The 17,889-nt window shown below is 63.8% G+C and carries 15 protein-coding genes and 1 pseudogene; 13 read left to right on the top strand and 3 right to left on the bottom strand.

The window, feature by feature from the left end:
* The 12 genes and pseudogenes from dnaA to H7A86_RS00060 all read left to right on the top strand — a co-directional run bounded on the left by dnaA (nt 1) and on the right by H7A86_RS00060 (nt 13,750).
* Nucleotides 1-1,329, top strand: a complete 1,329-nt coding sequence (gene dnaA / locus H7A86_RS00005) for a chromosomal replication initiator protein DnaA (RefSeq protein WP_024939149.1) — start codon at nt 1-3, stop codon at nt 1,327-1,329.
* A gap of 276 nt (nt 1,330-1,605) precedes the next feature.
* On the top strand, nt 1,606-2,706 hold the full coding sequence (dnaN, locus tag H7A86_RS00010) for a DNA polymerase III subunit beta (RefSeq protein WP_104650390.1): 1,101 nt from the start codon (nt 1,606-1,608) through the stop codon (nt 2,704-2,706).
* 1,086 nt (nt 2,707-3,792) lie between these two features.
* Nucleotides 3,793-4,899, top strand: coding sequence for a DNA replication/repair protein RecF (recF, locus tag H7A86_RS00015; protein ID WP_104586351.1), 1,107 nt, complete (start codon nt 3,793-3,795; stop codon nt 4,897-4,899).
* Nucleotides 4,900-5,013: 114 nt separating this feature from the next.
* Nucleotides 5,014-7,458 carry a DNA topoisomerase (ATP-hydrolyzing) subunit B gene (gene gyrB / locus H7A86_RS00020; RefSeq protein WP_119130011.1) on the top strand — a complete coding sequence of 815 codons (2,445 nt, stop codon included), beginning with the start codon at nt 5,014-5,016 and terminating at the stop codon, nt 7,456-7,458.
* A 67-nt stretch (nt 7,459-7,525) separates the two neighbouring features.
* Complete coding sequence (locus H7A86_RS00025) at nt 7,526-8,362, top strand: CPBP family intramembrane glutamic endopeptidase (protein WP_119130012.1); 837 nt, start codon at nt 7,526-7,528, stop codon at nt 8,360-8,362.
* A 62-nt stretch (nt 8,363-8,424) separates the two neighbouring features.
* Nucleotides 8,425-9,231, top strand: coding sequence for a M48 family metallopeptidase (locus tag H7A86_RS00030; RefSeq protein ID WP_104586348.1), 807 nt, complete (start codon nt 8,425-8,427; stop codon nt 9,229-9,231).
* Nucleotides 9,232-9,383: 152 nt separating this feature from the next.
* Entirely contained in the window at nt 9,384-10,580 is a 1,197-nt protein-coding gene (locus H7A86_RS00035) for a heme biosynthesis protein HemY (protein ID WP_119130013.1), read from the top strand.
* A 153-nt stretch (nt 10,581-10,733) separates the two neighbouring features.
* On the top strand, nt 10,734-11,405 hold the full coding sequence (locus tag H7A86_RS00040) for an energy transducer TonB (RefSeq protein WP_039518127.1): 672 nt from the start codon (nt 10,734-10,736) through the stop codon (nt 11,403-11,405).
* Between the two features lie 85 nt (nt 11,406-11,490).
* Nucleotides 11,491-12,255, top strand: coding sequence for a TonB-system energizer ExbB (gene exbB, locus H7A86_RS00045; protein ID WP_053046134.1), 765 nt, complete (start codon nt 11,491-11,493; stop codon nt 12,253-12,255).
* Nucleotides 12,256-12,300: 45 nt separating this feature from the next.
* A complete protein-coding gene (locus tag H7A86_RS00050) occupies nt 12,301-12,723 on the top strand; it encodes an ExbD/TolR family protein (protein WP_119130014.1) in 423 nt (140 codons plus the stop codon).
* A 3-nt stretch (nt 12,724-12,726) separates the two neighbouring features.
* Nucleotides 12,727-13,137, top strand: coding sequence for an ExbD/TolR family protein (locus H7A86_RS00055; RefSeq protein WP_104606212.1), 411 nt, complete (start codon nt 12,727-12,729; stop codon nt 13,135-13,137).
* Between the two features lie 214 nt (nt 13,138-13,351).
* Nucleotides 13,352-13,750, top strand: a pseudogene (locus H7A86_RS00060) (ExbD/TolR family protein).
* A 247-nt stretch (nt 13,751-13,997) separates the two neighbouring features.
* On the opposite strand, the gene H7A86_RS00065 reads toward H7A86_RS00060, so the two are convergent.
* The 3 genes from H7A86_RS00065 to cls all read right to left on the bottom strand — a co-directional run bounded on the left by H7A86_RS00065 (nt 13,998) and on the right by cls (nt 16,580).
* Nucleotides 13,998-14,765, bottom strand: coding sequence for a pyridoxine 5'-phosphate synthase (locus H7A86_RS00065; protein WP_119130015.1), 768 nt, complete (start codon nt 14,763-14,765; stop codon nt 13,998-14,000).
* Nucleotides 14,766-14,775: 10 nt separating this feature from the next.
* A complete protein-coding gene (locus H7A86_RS00070) occupies nt 14,776-15,045 on the bottom strand; it encodes a hypothetical protein (RefSeq protein ID WP_104535352.1) in 270 nt (89 codons plus the stop codon).
* A 74-nt stretch (nt 15,046-15,119) separates the two neighbouring features.
* Nucleotides 15,120-16,580, bottom strand: a complete 1,461-nt coding sequence (gene cls, locus H7A86_RS00075) for a cardiolipin synthase (RefSeq protein ID WP_104586248.1) — start codon at nt 16,578-16,580, stop codon at nt 15,120-15,122.
* Nucleotides 16,581-16,716: 136 nt separating this feature from the next.
* Here cls and H7A86_RS00080 point away from each other — a divergent pair, with 136 nt between their 5' ends.
* Entirely contained in the window at nt 16,717-17,811 is a 1,095-nt protein-coding gene (locus H7A86_RS00080) for a PA0069 family radical SAM protein (protein ID WP_115676439.1), read from the top strand.
* Nucleotides 17,812-17,889: the final 78 nt, after the last annotated feature.

The raw sequence follows: 17,889 nt of genomic DNA on the forward strand, positions 1-17,889 counted from the left end.
ATGGATGCTTGGCCCCGCTGTCTGGAACGTCTCGAAGCCGAATTCCCGCCCGAAGACGTCCATACCTGGTTGAAACCCCTGCAAGCCGAAGACCGCGGCGACAGCATCGTGCTGTATGCGCCCAACGCCTTCATCGTCGACCAGGTCCGCGAGCGCTACCTGCCGCGCATCCGCGAACTGGTGGCGTATTTCGTCGGCAACGGCGAAGTGGCGCTGGCGGTCGGCTCGCGCCCACGCGCGCCGGAACCGCAGCCGGCACCGATGGCCACGCCCAGCGCGCCGGTTGCCGCGCCGATCGTGCCGTTCGCCGGCAATCTGGATTCGCATTACACCTTCGCCAACTTCGTCGAAGGCCGCAGCAACCAGCTCGGGCTGGCCGCCGCGATCCAGGCCGCGCAGAAGCCGGGTGACCGCGCCCACAACCCGCTGCTGCTGTACGGCAGCACCGGCCTGGGCAAGACCCACCTGATGTTTGCCGCCGGCAACGCGCTGCGCCAGGCCAATCCCGCCGCCAAGGTGATGTATCTGCGCTCGGAACAGTTCTTCAGCGCGATGATCCGGGCGCTGCAGGACAAGGCGATGGACCAGTTCAAGCGCCAGTTCCAGCAGATCGATGCGCTGCTGATCGACGACATCCAGTTCTTCGCCGGCAAGGACCGCACGCAGGAGGAGTTCTTCCACACCTTCAACGCGCTGTTCGATGGCCGCCAGCAGATCATCCTGACCTGCGACCGCTACCCACGCGAGGTCGAAGGCCTGGAACCGCGGCTGAAGTCGCGCCTGGCCTGGGGCCTGTCGGTGGCGATCGACCCGCCGGATTTCGAGACCCGTGCGGCGATCGTGCTGGCCAAGGCGCGCGAGCGCGGTGCCGAGATTCCGGACGACGTTGCGTTCCTGATCGCCAAGAAGATGCGCTCCAACGTGCGCGACCTGGAAGGCGCGCTCAACACCCTGGTGGCACGCGCCAACTTCACCGGCCGCTCGATCACGGTGGAATTTGCCCAGGAGACGCTGCGCGACCTGTTGCGCGCCCAGCAGCAGGCGATCGGCATCCCCAACATCCAGAAGACCGTGGCGGACTACTACGGCCTGCAGATGAAGGATCTGCTCTCCAAGCGACGCACCCGCTCGCTGGCGCGTCCGCGCCAGGTGGCGATGGCGCTGGCCAAGGAACTGACCGAACACAGCCTGCCGGAGATCGGCGACGCCTTCGCCGGCCGCGACCACACCACCGTGCTGCATGCCTGCCGGCAGATCCGCACGCTGATGGAGGCCGACGGCAAGCTGCGCGAGGACTGGGAAAAGCTGATTCGCAAGCTCAGCGAGTAGGCCGGGGACGGCCCTGACGGTCCGCGTGGAGAAAAGCGTGGAAACGTTGGGGTCAAATGCGGGAGAATCTGTGGATAACGTTGCCTCGCAGGTCGGGCGGAAAACTATCCACAGGTTTTACCGCTAGACCAGGGGCACTAGTCCAACGACTTTCAGGCGTGAAATTTTCTTTGGAAACAAAGAGTTACGGTGGTTATCCGCTGAAAACGGCCCTACCATCACCACCAAGCTTTTGATTTATTCCATATCTTTTAAAGCATAGGGGCACGGAACCACATGCGTTTTACACTGCAGCGCGAAGCCTTCCTCAAACCGTTGGCCCAGGTGGTCAATGTGGTCGAACGCCGTCAAACCCTGCCGGTTCTGGCCAATCTGCTGGTGCAGGTGAAGGACGGACAGGTCTCGTTGACCGGTACCGACCTGGAAGTGGAAATGATCTCGCGCACGATGGTGGAAGACGCGCAGGACGGCGAAACCACGATTCCGGCCCGCAAGTTGTTCGACATCCTGCGCGCCCTGCCCGACGGCAGCCGCGTCACCATTTCGCAGACCGGCGACAAGGTCACGGTGCAGGCCGGGCGTAGCCGCTTCACCCTGGCCACGCTGCCTGCCAACGATTTCCCGTCGGTGGATGAAGTCGAAGCCACCGAGCGCGTGGCAGTGCCGGAAGCGGCGTTGAAGGAGCTGATCGAGCGCACTGCGTTCGCCATGGCCCAGCAGGACGTGCGCTACTACCTCAACGGCTTGCTGTTCGACCTGCGCGAGGGCCTGCTACGTTGCGTTGCGACCGACGGCCACCGCTTGGCGCTGTGCGAGACCGAACTGGAGAAGTCCGGCGGCGCCAAGCGGCAGATCATCGTGCCGCGCAAGGGCGTGACGGAACTGCTGCGCCTGCTGGAAGCGGCAGATCGCGACGTGGAACTGGAAGTGGGTCGCAGCCATATCCGCGTCAAGCGCGGCGATGTGACCTTCACCTCCAAGCTGATCGACGGCCGCTTCCCGGACTACGAGGCAGTGATTCCCATCGGCGCCGACCGCGAGGTCAAGGTCGATCGCGAAGCGCTGCGTGCGTCGCTGCAGCGTGCGGCGATCCTGTCGAACGAGAAATACCGTGGTGTGCGTGTGGAAGTCTCGCCGGGCCAGCTGAAGATCAGCGCACATAACCCCGAGCAGGAAGAAGCACAGGAAGAGATCGAGGCCGACACCAAGGTTGATGATCTGGCCATCGGCTTCAACGTGAACTACTTGCTGGATGCGCTGTCGGCATTGCGCGATGAGCACGTGGTCATCCAGCTGCGCGATGCGAATTCGTCGGCACTGGTGCGGGAAGCCAGCAGCGAGAAGTCGCGCCATGTGGTGATGCCGCTGCGTCTCTGACATTGCGTTCCACGTGGAACACGAAGAGCCCGGCAACTGCCGGGCTTTTTGTTTGTGCAGCGAGAGGGCGACTCTCTTGCTGCGTCAAGCTTTCGAGGCGCTGGCAATCACGGGCTGCGCAGGAGCGGCATTGCCTGCTTCGCTGCCTCGGCACGTTGCCCTGAAGCGACTGCTATGGCGTGCTGGGTGGTTGCACGACGTTGCCGGAGCCGATCGCCAGGCAGTTGGCCAGGCGAGGCTCGATGGACACGCCGCTCTTCCGGCGGTCGAGGATCGGGTGGTATGCGCGTCAGCTCGCTTCGTTGACGCCACGACCGCTGGAGCACCCCAGGCATTCGCAGGCCATGATCGTGCAGCTATTCGGCCGCTGTCATCGACGTGGACGTTGGGACGATCGCGTGTGGTGCTGCACTACATCCTTGCGACAGGCAGCGAGCTGTCTCATTACCGCATTGCTGTGAACGCTAGGGGCCTGGGTTGGACCATCTGCCGCTCCCAGAGCAAGCTGGTCCCCAGGCATGCTGTCGGTGGGATCCCCCAGAGTTGACCTGACCCAGGTCGTTGCCCTTCGAGGATTGGCGATACCGCGCGTCGCACCTGGTGGTGAGATTGCCTTTCAGTCGGGGGCGCTTCTTCGGTGCCCCAATCGACATCGTGCGAAGCCCGGTTGGCCTGAACGACTTCATCTGAGTCCAAGATTTGCTGCGCCATACTCAACTGCTCGGCAGCGCCTGGTCGATGTGTTTCCTTGGCCCGTTTTTGACTTATGCACATCGAGCTTTGCTTTTAAATCTATAAATAATTTAAGAGCTTGGTGGTGATGGTAGGGCCAGATTTCGCCAGAAACTACCCTATCTCCATGTTTTGAAAGGATTTTGTTGCCTCGAAACCCTGTGTCTAGACCCCTGTGGAAGGGTCAGCAACCTGTGGATAAGCATGCGGCGCTCCTCAGGCCTGTTTCTTATCCACAGCTTGTCCCCTGCTTGTCCGTGGGTCGCTTCACGTGGCCACGCGCAGGATCCGCATCGATCACGTATCCTCCGCTCCGACCGGGATGCCGGATCACAGCGCAGAGCACACCGATCGATGCACGTAGTGCGGTTGTCCATCCATCGACTTCGTCGTTTCGCGACCGTCGACCTTCACCCCACCCGTTCCTTGAACCTGCTGACCGGCGATAACGGTGCAGGCAAGACCAGCGTGCTGGAAGCGTTGCACCTGATGGCCTACGGCCGCAGCTTTCGTGGCCGCGTGCGCGATGGACTGATCCAGCAAGGTGCCAGCGATCTGGAAGTCTTCGTGGAGTGGCACGAGGGCACGGCCGAGACGGGCGAACGCACGCGTCGGGCAGGTCTGCGCCATAGCGGGCAGGAATGGACCGGCCGGCTGGACGGCGAGGATGTCGCACAGCTCGGCGCCCTGTGTGCCGCACTGGCTGTGGTGACCTTCGAGCCCGGGAGCCATGTGTTGATCAGTGGTGGCGGTGAACCGCGGCGACGGTTCCTGGATTGGGGCCTGTTCCACGTGGAACCAGACTTCCTGGCGCTATGGCGGCGCTATGCGCGGGCGCTCAAGCAGCGCAATGCCTTGCTCAAGCAGGGCGCACAGCCGCGGATGCTCGATGCCTGGGATCACGAACTTGCCGAATCCGGCGAAACGCTGACATCGCGTCGCCTTCGCTACCTGGAGCGGCTGCAGGAACGGTTGATCCCGGTCGCCGCTGCCATCGCCCCGTCGCTGGGATTGTCCGCGCTGACATTCGCGCCGGGCTGGAAACGTCATGAGGTCTCGCTTGCCGATGCGCTGCTCCTGGCACGCGAGCGTGACCGTCAGAACGGCTACACCTCGCAGGGGCCACACCGCGCCGATTGGGCACCCGCCTTCGACGCGCTCCCGGGCAAGGATGCGCTCTCGCGTGGCCAGGCAAAGCTCACCGCCCTCGCCTGCCTGCTGGCGCAGGCCGAAGACTTCGCCCATGAGCGTGGCGAATGGCCGGTGATTGCATTGGACGACCTGGGTTCGGAGCTGGATCGCCACCACCAGGCGCGCGTGCTGCACCGCTTGGCCTCCGCACCGGCCCAGGTGCTGATCACTGCCACCGAAGTGCCGCCCGGCCTGCTCGACTCCGGAAAGCTGCTACACCAGTTCCACGTGGAACATGGCAATGTCGCCGTATTGAGGCCCGTGGCCTAGCCATCCGCGGCGCAGGTGGGCCGACTGGTATAATTTCCGGGCTATCCCCCTTTTCCCACGGTGCGATGCGGCTCCTGCCGCCTGCGCCCGTGTTGTGGAGCTAACGGCACACGCATGACCGACGAACAAAACACCTCGCCTACTCCCAACGGCACCTACGACTCCAGCAAGATCACCGTGCTGCGTGGCCTGGAAGCCGTCCGCAAGCGCCCTGGCATGTACATCGGCGATGTCCATGACGGCACCGGCCTGCATCACATGGTGTTCGAGGTTGTCGACAACTCGGTCGACGAAGCCCTGGCGGGCCATGCCGACGATATCGTGGTGAAGATCCTCGTCGATGGCTCGGTGTCGGTGTCCGACAACGGCCGCGGCGTGCCGGTCGACATCCACAAGGAAGAAGGCGTCTCTGCGGCGGAAGTGATCCTCACCGTGCTACATGCCGGCGGCAAGTTCGACGACAACAGCTACAAGGTTTCCGGCGGCCTGCACGGTGTGGGCGTGTCGGTGGTCAACGCGCTGTCCGAGCACCTGTGGCTGGACATCTGGCGCGACGGCTTCCACTACCAGCAGGAATACGCGCTGGGTGAGCCGCAGTACCCGCTCAAGCAGCTGGAAGCCTCGACCAAGCGCGGCACCACGCTGCGCTTCAAGCCGGCCGTGGCGATCTTCAGCGATGTCGAGTTCCATTACGACATCCTGGCACGCCGCCTGCGCGAGCTGTCGTTCCTCAACTCCGGCGTCAAGATCTCGCTGATCGACGAGCGCGGCGAGGGCCGTCGCGACGACTTTCACTACGAAGGTGGCATCCGCAGCTTCGTCGAGCACTTGGCCCAGCTCAAGTCGCCGCTGCATCCGAACGTGATCTCGGTGACCGGCGAGCACAACGGCATCGTGGTGGACGTGGCCCTGCAATGGACCGACGCCTACCAGGAAACCATGTACTGCTTCACCAACAACATCCCGCAGAAGGATGGCGGTACCCATCTGGCCGGCTTCCGTGCTGCGCTGACGCGGGTACTCAGCAACTACATCGAGCAGAATGGCATCGCCAAGCAGGCCAAGGTGGCGCTGACCGGTGACGACATGCGCGAAGGCATGATCGCGGTGCTGTCGGTCAAGGTGCCCGACCCCAGCTTCTCCTCGCAGACCAAGGAAAAGCTGGTCAGCTCCGATGTGCGTCCGGCGGTGGAAAACGCCTTCGGTGCGCGGCTGCAGGAGTTCCTGCAGGAGAATCCGAACGAAGCCAAGGCCATTACCGGCAAGATCGTCGACGCCGCACGTGCGCGCGAAGCTGCGCGCAAGGCGCGTGACCTGACCCGCCGCAAGGGCGCGCTGGACATCGCCGGCCTGCCCGGCAAGCTGGCCGACTGCCAGGAAAAAGACCCCGCGCTGTCCGAGCTGTTCATCGTCGAGGGTGACTCGGCGGGTGGCTCGGCAAAGCAGGGCCGCAACCGCAAGAACCAGGCGGTGCTGCCGCTGCGCGGCAAGATTCTCAACGTCGAGCGCGCGCGTTTCGACCGCATGCTGGCGTCCGACCAGGTCGGCACGCTGATCACCGCGCTTGGCACCGGCATCGGCCGCGATGAGTACAACCCGGACAAGCTGCGCTACCACCGCATCATCCTGATGACCGACGCCGACGTCGACGGCTCGCACATCCGCACCCTGTTACTGACGTTCTTCTACCGGCAGATGCCGGAGCTGATCGAGCGCGGCTACATCTACATCGGCCTGCCGCCGCTGTACAAGCTCAAGCAGGGCAAGAGCGAGCTGTATCTCAAGGACGATGCGGCGCTCAATGCCTATCTGGCCAGCAATGCGGTCGAAGGCGCGGCGCTGATCCCTGCCACCGACGAGCCGCCGATCACCGGCGAAGCGCTGGAAAAGCTGTTGATGCTGTTCACCAGCGCCAACGAGGCGATCGCGCGCAATGCGCACCGCTACGACCCGGCGCTGCTCACCGCGCTGATCGACCTGCCGCCGCTGGACGTGGACCAGCTGCAGGCCGAAGGCGAGGCGCATCCCACCCTGGATGCGCTGCAGGCGGTGCTCAACCGCGGCACCCTGGGCACGGCGCGCTACCAGCTGCGTTTCGACCCGGCCACCGACAGCGCCTCGGCGTCGCTGGTGGCGGTGCGCAGGCACATGGGCGAGGAATTCACCCAGGTGCTGCCGATGGGCGCGTTCGAAAGTGGCGAGCTGCGTCCGCTGCGCGAGGTGTCGCTGGCCCTGCACGACCTGGTCCGCGAAGGCGCGCAGATCGTGCGCGGCAACAAGACCCACCCCATTACCAGCTTTGCCCAGGCGCATGCCTGGCTGCTGGAAGAGGCCAAGCGGGGCCGCCAGGTGCAGCGCTTCAAGGGCCTGGGCGAAATGAACGCCGAGCAGCTGTGGGAGACCACGGTCAACCCGGATACGCGTCGCCTGTTGCAGGTGCGCATCGAAGACGCCGTGGCCGCCGATCAGATCTTCAGCACCTTGATGGGCGATGTGGTCGAGCCACGCCGCGACTTCATCGAGGACAACGCGCTGAAGGTGTCCAACCTGGACATCTGAGCCACCGTCGCCTGCCGGCACATCGCGCAGGTGATGCGCCGGCGTCTGCGGTTTTTTCAGGACGACGATGCGCAAAGATCCTCCACCGAGGCCGGCAGCGACGCCGGTTGCCGGCAATGCCCCGCTGCTTCCGCCCTTGCTCGGCTTCGGCATCGATGTACTGATCGCCACCGGCCTGCTGTTGTTGCTGAGCGTGGCCGGTTTCGCGCTCTGGGGCGTGTTCCGCGGCGTCAGTGCCGTGCAGGCCGCCAAGGCGCAGGGCCTGACGCCCTCCCCGACCCAGATCATGGCCACGATCGGACAACCCGGCGTGCTGGTGCAACTGCTCACCGCGCTGGTCAGCACGGCCTCGCCGGCCCTGCTGCTGTACTACTGGCGCCGCCGTGCGACCGCAGACGAACGCAGGGCTTCGCGGGCCGCCACCAGGCGTGCCTCGACCTGGGGCTGGACCGCGCTGATCGCGGTTGGCGTGTTCCTGCTCAGCAATCTGGTCAGCGTCGCGGCGTCCGCGCTGGGCATCAAGCCGGTGCCGACCAACCTGCCGTTGATGGAAGAAGCCATCAAGCAATGGCCGCTGGCGCTGGTGGTGTTTGCCGTGGCCATCGCCCCGGCGTACGAAGAACTGCTGTTCCGACGCGTGCTGTTCGGCCGCCTGCTCGCCGCCGGCCGGCCCTGGCTGGGCATCGTGCTGAGCAGCGCGATCTTTGCGCTGGTGCACGAAGTGCCCGGCGTCAGCGGCAACGGCCCGGCCGCCATCGCGCAACTGTGGCTGGTCTACGGCAGCATGGGCGCGGCGTTTGCATGGCTGTATTGGCGCACCGGCACGTTGTGGGCACCGATCGTGGCGCATGGCGTCAACAACGCCACCGCCCTGGCGGCACTGTACTTTTTTGGCCTCGGCTGAGCCGTTTGACGAAAAGTTAAGACGAGCCTGCCAAAATGCCCCCAGGGTTCAAGGGGGACTGAATGAAAGCCAGGCTGTTGATCGTTGTCGCCGTCTTTGCATTGACGGCATGTGCCACCACAACCTCGCCGACCGGCCGCCGACAGGTGGTGGGAGGCGTCACCCAGGACCAGCTCGACAAGCTTGGCGCAGAGTCCTTCGCGCAGACCAAGGCCAAGGAAAAAGTCAGCACCGACGGCAAGCAGAACGCCTACGTGCAGTGCGTGGTCAATGCGCTGGTCGCGCAGCTGCCGCCGCAGTGGCGCGAGACCCGTTGGGAAACCGCGTTGTTTGTCGATGACGAAGCCAATGCGTTTGCGCTACCCGGTGGCAAGGTCGGCGTGAACACCGGCATCTTCACCGTCGCCAAGACCCAGGATCAGCTGGCTGCCGTGCTTGGGCACGAGATCGGGCATGTGATCTCGCGCCATCATGAAGAACGCATCACCCGTCAGCTTGGTGCGCAGACCGGCCTGGGCATCATCGGCGCGCTGGCCGGTGCGGCCTATGGCGACGGTGCGGCCAGTGCCGTCAACCAGGTCGGCGGGATGACCGCCCAGACCGTGTTTCTGCTGCCGGGCTCACGGACCCAGGAGAGCGAGGCCGACGTGGTCGGCCAGCGCCTGATGGCCCAGGCCGGCTTCGATCCTGCCCAGGCGGTGACGCTGTGGCAGAACATGATGGCCGCCAGCGGCAACCGCCAGCCGCAGTGGCTGTCCACCCACCCCGACCCGGCCAATCGCATCCGCGAGTTGCAGGCAGACGTCGGTCAACTCGAACCGGTTTACCAGCAAGCGCGACAGGACGGACGCGTGCCGCGCTGCGGCTGATCGTGCAGCGCTCGCGTACCGAATGTCGCAACACAGCATGGAAACCGTTTTCGGGAACTGAGACTTTCTGCTAACTTTGCCGGCTCAGATTTTTCGTACAGCGTTTATTCCGCTTTTCGTACCGCCCGACGGCGGCTCGTCCGAGGTGAAACATGAAACTGCTCAACCGCAAGCAAGCCCTGTTGTCCCTGTTCATCGCCGCGTCGCTGGGCGGGGCTGTCGTCGCCGATGCGGTCGCGCAGTCGGATCGTTCGTCCGAGCGCGCTAGCCGCAAGTCCAAGGGCAGCGGCAAGGCCGAAGAGTTGTATCCGCAGTCCACCCGCACCGCGCCGACGATCAAGCCCTCGTCCAAGCTGGGCAGCAAGCTGCAGAAGCTGATCGAAACCTTCAACAAGGGCGAAGACTTCCCGGCCGTGCGTACCCAGGCCGATGAGATCCTGGCCAATGGCTCGGCCAACGAAGCCGACAAGGCGCTGGCGGCACAGCTGGCCGCCCAGGCGGCGTACAACATGGACGACACCGCCGCTGCCAAGACGTATCTGCAGCAGGCCATTGGCCTCAATGCGCTGGACAACAACGGCCAGTTCCAGTCGATGCTGATGCTGGCGCAGCTGCAGATGCAGGACGATCAGCAGGCCGAAGGCCTGGCAACGCTGGACAAGTATCTGGAAGAGAGCAAATCGCAGCGCCCTGAAGATCTGATCCTCAAGGGTCAGGCGCTGTACCAGGCCGAGCGCTACAAGGAAGCCATTCCGGTGCTGAAGCAGGCTATCGCCGCCTCGCCCGAGCCGAAGGACACCTGGAACCAGTTGCTGATGGCGGCCTATGCCGAAGCCGGCCAGACCGGCGAAGCGGTGGCCGCTGCCGAAGCGCTCGCCGCCAAGACGCCGAACGACAAGAAGGCCCAGCTCAACCTGGCCAGCATGTATATGCAGGCCGATCAGATGGACAAGGCTGCCGCAGTGATGGACAAGCTGCGCGCGGCCGGGCAGTTGACCGAAGAAAAGGAGTACAAGCAGTTGTATTCCATCTACGCCAACACAGAGAACAAGGAAAAGGACGTCATCGCGGTCATCAATGAAGGTATGCAAAAAGGCATCCTTAAACCCGATTATCAGACATACCTTGCGCTGGCACAGTCGTATTACTACAGCGAAGATGTGCCCAAGGCGATCGAGAATTGGCAAAAGGCCGCACCGCTTTCCAAGGACGGCGAGACCTATCTGAATCTGGCCAAGGTGCTGCATTCGGAAGGTCGCATCCCGGAGGCCAAGCAGGCCGCGCAGCAGGCAATCGCCAAGGGTGTCAAAAAACCTGATGACGCCAAGAAGATCATCAATCTGAAGTAAAAAAGAAAATAAACCCCCGAAATCGCTGTATTTTTAGTGGTTACAGGACTCGGGATTGGTATAAGCTTGGGGGTTCCTGCGGTGTCAAAGCCGTCCGAAAACCTGGGGATCATCACAGTGATCCGGGGCCCCCACTGAAAGAGCCATTGGCGCATGACGGAACAACTCGTTATCCACAGGCATGACTATGATGCCGGGAACCAGGGTCTGAGCTGGGCCCGCATTATCGGCATTGCTTTTGTAATTGCCCTGCACCTCACTGCACTGATGATGTTGCTGATCCCTGCAGTGGCGCCGAAGGCTCCGGCAGAGAAGGAGCGCACCACCATGGTCACCTTGGTGGATGCACCGCCTCCTCCTCCGCCGCCGCCGCCGCCGCCGCCGCCGGAAGACAAGCCGCCACCGCCGGTCAAGAATCTGTCGCCGCCGAAGCCGTCACCGGTTCCGCCGCCGCCGGAAGCACCGGTCGTCGATGTTCCCGAACCGCGTCCCAGCGATATCGTCACGCCGCCAAGCCCGCCGGCTCCGCCGCAACCGCCGAGTGACATCGGCGCCAGTGTCGATATCTCGTCCAAGAACATGAACCCGCCGAAGTACCCGCCGGCTGCATTCCGGGCCGGTGTCCAAGGCGAGGTCATCCTGATCGTGGATGTGGATGCAAGCGGCAACGTGACCAACGTGTCGGTCGAAAAGTCCAGCCGCAACCGCGACCTTGACCGTGCCGCGATGGACGCAGCACGCAAGTGGAAGTTCAACGCCTCCACTGTCAACGGGCAGAAAGCCGCCGGACGTGTCCGCGTCCCGGTCAACTTTGCTCTGAACTGATCCCACGGGCCGGCCACGGTCGGCCCAGGATCCTGTCTTCCTTTCGCTCCACCCTTCATCACCACACACAACAAAGGTAAGCGTCATGCTGCAGGAAATCTTTATCGCCGCCGCTGCAGGGGGCTCCAATCCGTCGGCCGGTCTTTCGCAGATGGGCTTTGAGCATCTGATGACCGAAATGACCTCCAGCCCCGGCGATTTCGCCGTGTCCTGGGTCGTCCTGATCACGTTGATTGCCATGTCCGCTTCATCTTGGTACTGGACTGTCATCAACATCTTCCGCGCCACCCGTCTGAAGAGCGCGGCTGACCGTGTCACCACCGCGTTCTGGGATGCCCCGAATGCGCAGGACGCCATCCGCGCCATGGAAGAGCAGCCGGCGTCCGAGCCGTTCTCGAAGATCGCGCTGGACGCAGCCCAGGCCGCTGCTCACCACCAGCGTGCTGAAGGCACCAGCGTCGGTGGTCTAGGCGAGAGCCTGAGCCGTTCCGAGTTCGTCGACCGCGCCCTGCGTCAGGCCGTGACCCGCGAAAGCACCAAGCTGCAGTCCGGCATGACCCTGCTGGCCACCGTCGGTGCGACCGCGCCGTTCGTCGGTCTGCTCGGTACCGTGTGGGGCATCTACGGCGCGCTGATCAAGATCGGTGCAACCGGCTCTGGCTCCATTGAGGTAGTGGCCGGCCCGGTGGGTGAAGCGCTGATCATGACCGCGATCGGTCTGTTCGTCGCCATCCCGGCCGTGTTCGCGTTCAACTTCTTCTCCAAGGTCAACAGCTCGGTGATCGCCAAGTTCGATACCTTTGCCCACGATTTGCACGACTTCTTCGCCACTGGTTCGCGCGTTCGCTAATCCGTAGTAAAGAACGACCTCGCAACGATTTAGACGGAGCCCGTTATGGCCTTCAGTAGTGGAAACAGCGGTGGCCCGATGGCCGACATCAATGTGACGCCCCTTGTGGACGTGATGTTGGTGCTGCTGATCATCTTCATCATCACCGCACCGCTGATGTCCCATAAGGTCAAGGTGGATCTGCCGCACGCTAACTTGAACAAGGAAGAGGAAGCAACAAAGCGCTCTGATCCAATCACCTTGGCGGTTAAAGAAAACGGCGATCTGTTCTGGAACGATCAAGCAATTTCAAAAGAGGCCTTGGAGTCGCGCCTGTCCACTGCCGCACAGCAGACGCCGCAGCCGCCGCTCAATTTGCGTGGCGACCGCACGACCAAAATGCGTACGATCAACGAGATCACCAAGATCGCGCAGGGTCAGGGCATGCTCGACATCGGCTTCGTCGCGACCAAAGAGAAGGGGCAGTAAGCCATGGCATTCAGTACCGGTGGAAACCGTGGCCCGATGGCCGACATCAATGTCACGCCCCTGGTGGACGTGATGTTGGTGCTGCTCATCATCTTCATCGTCACTGCGCCGATCATGACCTATCCGATCGCCGTGGATCTGCCGCAGCGGGTACTCAACCCGCCACCGCAGACAACCGAACCGCCGCCGCCGATCGAGTTGCGGATCGACGCGAGCAACCAGGTGTTCTGGAACAACAGTCCAGTGCAGGTGGATCAGCTGCAGCAGAGGATGGAAGAAGTGATCGCCAGCGATCCGACCAATCAGCCGGAACTACGCATCGATGCGAACCAGGACGCGGAGTACGAGGTGATGGCCAAAGTCCTGGCTGCGGCAAAGAACTCGCAGATGAAGAAAATCGGCTTCATGCAGTAAGATTTCGCAAGACCGCACCACCACAGTCATGACGCGACTGCAGACGCCACCGGAAACGGTGGCGTTTTTATGCATGATCCACTCCCGGAGTGACGCTTCGGCTCGCTAGATAAACGCTGCTTCCCTGCAGTCGTCCTGCCCCGGCCTGTCGCTGCGCCCGACCAGGTGTATGCTCGATCGTGCAGCACCCACGGTCACAGCACGGGAGGCAGTCATGGCTTTCAGTACGGCCGGCAATCGGGAACCGCTGGCGGAGATCAATGTCACGCCGCTGGTGGATGTCATGTTGGTGTTGTTGATCATCGTCACCGTGCCGATGCTGACGCGAGCAATCACGGTGAATCTGCAGCAGCGTAGCGACTTACCGCAGCGACAGTTGGAGCCGCCTGCACCGCTCGCATTTGTGTGGGTGCTGGTGGCAAGGTGTTCTGGAATGCCAGCCTGGCGACACTGCAGAAGTTGCAGCTGCGGTTGACCGAGCAGATGCACGAAACAGCTGGAAATCAGCCGGAACTACGGATCGCCGTCAGTGCCGATGCGGAGTACGCGGTGATGGCCAAGTTGTTGGTTGAGGAAAAAAAATGCGCAGACCGATCGCATTAGTTTTGTGTAGTAACTAATGGAGTTAATAATGCATCGGGGCAGTGAAAATTTGCTTCGGTGGAAATAATGATCTTTACAGCGTTCAGCGCTTTAAATTAACAAAAAACGTAGCAAGCTGTCGTCAGGCGCGCGTAGAAGGTGGGCAGGAATCGAACGCGCGGGAATCCAGAGGTCAATGCGATTTCGACCTCAAACCGCGCCCAGTATTGCGGTCAGCACCGTCGTTCTTGATACACGTGCTTGTTAGCCTGAGTATCTCAAGTGCCAACCGATGCGCTGCGCAGTATCATCAGATACGAACGCACGCTCGCATCCAACCCTTGATACAAAGCCTCGCCGATCAGCGCGTGGCCGATTGACACTTCAAGCACGCCGGGGACAGCGTTCAGAAAGTCGGCAAGGTTGTCCTGCGACAGATCATGACCGGCATTGACGCCAAGACCTGCCGCGGCTGCGCGTCGTGCAGCGTCGGAAAACAGCTTGAATGCAGCATTCGGCTGGCCGCTCAGATGCGCCTGCGCATAGGGGCCGGTGTACAACTCGATACGGTCTGCACCCAGTACCGCCGCTTGCGCAATATCGGGATTGCCTGCATCGACAAACAGGCTGACGCGCGCACCGACTGCCTTGAACGAGGCAATCAGCGCGGCGAGTTGGGTGGTGTCCTGCGCAAAATCGAACCCGTGGTCGGACGTCAGTTGTCCATCGCCATCCGGTACCAGGGTGACCTGCTCGGGCCGCGTGGCACGACATAACGCCAGCAGACCCGGATAACCGTCGCGCGGTGGCGCAAACGGATTGCCTTCGATATTGAATTCGACGCCGTGCTCGCGCGTCAGCGCGCTCAGTGCCAGCACATCATCGGCGCGGATATGCCGCTGGTCCGGGCGCGGGTGCACGGTGATACCGTGCGCGCCGGCGGCAATGCAGGTGCGGGCGGCCTGCACCACATCCGGGTCGTGGCCGCCGCGCGAATTGCGCAATACCGCGATCTTGTTGACGTTGACGCTGAGCTGGGTGGTCACTGCGTCGGTCTCAGGCCTGCGGCTCGCCATCACGGGTGGCGTTGAGTGCGGCGGCCTTGCGGGCTTCGGCGATCTCGCGCAGGCGGCGCAGCTCGGCCGGGTCGATCAGGCTGCTGGTGTCGCGCTGGGCATCGCCCATGCGCGAGGCGAACCAACCGCGCGTCCACAGCAACAGCAACAGCAGTGCCACCAGCAGCGAGGCCACCAGCAACCACACGTGCGGCGTGCTGAAGGCCAGCACCAGCGCACCCAATGCCATAAGCAGAAACAGCCAGTGCATGACGAGCTCCCCGATCAGTGGCGGCAGTGTAGCGCCGCGCCAGGCATGGTTCCACGTGGGCGCGGGGGTGCGGGTCACAGCAGCGGGGACAGCAGCCGTGCGCAGGCTTCGGGCAGCCGCGAGCGCCACAATGGCCGGTGGCGGACAAAGCGCACTTCCTGCGCGTGCTGCAGGTCGGCGTCGATCAAACCGGCCAGTTCGGCCGCGACCGCCTGGTCGCGGAACAGCATCGACAGCTCGAAGTTCAGGCGAAAGCTGCGGCTGTCGAAATTGGCGCTGCCGACGATGCAGACGTCGTCGTCGGCCAGCAGCGCCTTGGTGTGCAGCATGCGTGGGCCATATTCGTAGATGCGCACGCCGGCCTCGAGCAGCTCGTCGAAATACGAACGCGCCGCGTAGGTGACCAGACGCGAGTCGCTGACGCGCGGCACCAGCAGGCGCACGTCCAGCCCGCCCAATGCGGCCGAGGTCAGCGCCATACGCGCGGCCTCGCCGGGGACGAAGTACGGCGTGACCAGCCAGACCCGATGCCGGGCTTCGTGAATGGCAGCGACCATCAGCCGGTGGATGGACTCCCACGAGGAATCCGGCCCGGAGATCAGCACCTGCGCGTCGACATCGCCCTGCGCGCGGCTTGGCACGTCCTCGGGCCAGAGCTGCTGGCCGTGGAAGGCGGCGCGGCCCTGCCCGGTGGCGTAGAGCCAGTCCTCCAGGAACACCAGCTGCAGGCTGCGCACCACGTGGCCCTGCAGGCGCACGTGCAGGTCGCGATAGGCATCGCTGCGGACCTGCTCGTTCTCTTCGTCGGTGACGTTGATGCCGCCGGTGAAGCCGATCCTGCCGTCGACCACGACCACCTTGCGGTGGGTACGCAGGTTCAGCCACGGCCGCTTGAACGGCTTGAGCAACTGGGACGGATGGAACCAGGCGGTCTCCACGCCGGCCGCACGCAGCGTCCGCAAGCTGCGCCGGGTCATCGCCGACGAGCCCACCGCATCCATCAGCAGGCGCACCTTGACGCCGGCGCGTGCGCGCTCCATCAGCGCATCGCAGATCGCGGTGCCGCTGTGGTCGGGCTGGAAGATGTAGTACTCCAGATGGATGTGGTCGCGCGCGCCGCGGATGGCCTCGATGATGGCCGCATAGGTGGCCGCGCCATCCACCAGCCAGTGCACCTCGGTGGCGCTGCTGGGGGCCAGGCCGGTGGTGGACTGGGCGATCTTGGCCAGCTCGGTGCAGTCTGCGTCCGGCGGGCAGACGCTGCTATAGCTCTCCATGCCCGAGCGCGAGCGGCCGCGCCGCAGCCGCTGGCGTTTGACCTTCTGCGGGCCGAGCCAGTAGTAGATCAGCAGGCCCAGGTACGGCAGCGCGGCCAGCGACAGCACCCAGCTGAGCGTGGCCACCGGCTCGCGCTTCTGCAGCACGATCCAGCTGGCGATCCACAGCAGGTACAGCACATAGGCGGCCAGGAGTAGCGCTTCGAGGTGGGGAACGGTGGCCAGCCGATCCCACGCGCCCTGTACGGATGCGAGCATGCGCGGATTCTACGGGCCGCACGCGCCGCTGCGATGACCGGGCGACCAACACGATCGCCGCGCCGGGCCTGAAAGCTTCATCGTGGCGCTGCGCGTGGTCGCATTGCCTGAGACCTGCCGGCCGTACGATGACGCGATGGCAACTGCGATCAAGGGCCGCGGTGCGACCGGCCACCTCCCCGGACGCTTCGAAACCACCACCCAGCAGGCAGTGGACGATGGCTGGTACGCCGACGACAGCGAGGAGTTCGCCGCGCCGGCGTTACGCACGCAGGTCACCGAGGAAACCGCGCGCAGCATCATCAGCCGCAATCAATCGCCGGACATCGGCTTCTCGCAATCGGTCAATCCTTACCGTGGCTGCGAGCATGGCTGCAGTTACTGCTTTGCGCGGCCCTCGCATGCCTATCTCAACCTGTCGCCCGGGCTGGATTTCGAGACCAAGCTGTTCGCCAAGACCAATGCACCGGAGCTGCTGCGGCGCGAACTGTCGCGCCCGGGCTATGTGCCCAGCCCGATCGCGCTGGGCATCAACACCGATGCGTATCAGCCGATCGAGCGCAAACGCGCACTGACGCGGCGCCTGATCGAGGTGCTGTGGGAGACCCGGCACCCGTTCACGCTGATCACCAAGAATGCGTTGGTCACGCGCGATCTGGATCTGCTCGCACCGCTGGCACGCGAGGGCCTGGTCAACGTGCATTTTTCGGTGACCACGCTGGACCCGCATCTGTCGGCCAGGCTGGAACCGCGTGCGTCCGCACCGCACGCCCGCCTGCGCGCAATGCGGGCACTGCACGAGGCCGGCGTGCCGGTCGGGGTGATGGCCGCGCCGGTGATCCCGTGGATCAACGACCATGAGCTGGAGGCGATCCTGCAGGCCGCGTCCGATGCCGGCGCGCACAGTGCCGGCTACGTGCTGCTGCGGCTGCCACACGAAGTGGCGCCGCTGTTCCGCGACTGGTTGCAGACCCATCACCCGCAACGCGCCGCGCACGTGATGAGCACAATCCAGCAATTGCGCGGCGGCAAGGACTACGACAGCGCCTTCGGCGCACGCATGCGCGGCCAAGGCGTGTACGCGGAGTTGCTGGCACGCCGCTTCGCCCTGGCCCACCGCCGCAGCGGTTTCGACGCCCGCGCCATGCCGGCGTTGGACACCGGCAAGTTCCGGCGCCCTGCTCCACCGGCCAAGCCGGTACCGCAATCGCCGCAGGGCAGTCTGTTCTAGCGGCGGGAAGTCGGGAATGGAGAATCGGGAATCGGAACAGCAAGAGCCGCGCTGTTGCGAATTGCTGTTGCCGTTGCG

The sequence above is a fragment of the Xanthomonas euroxanthea genome (assembly GCF_903989455.1).
In the GTDB taxonomy this organism is placed as follows: domain Bacteria; phylum Pseudomonadota; class Gammaproteobacteria; order Xanthomonadales; family Xanthomonadaceae; genus Xanthomonas; species Xanthomonas euroxanthea.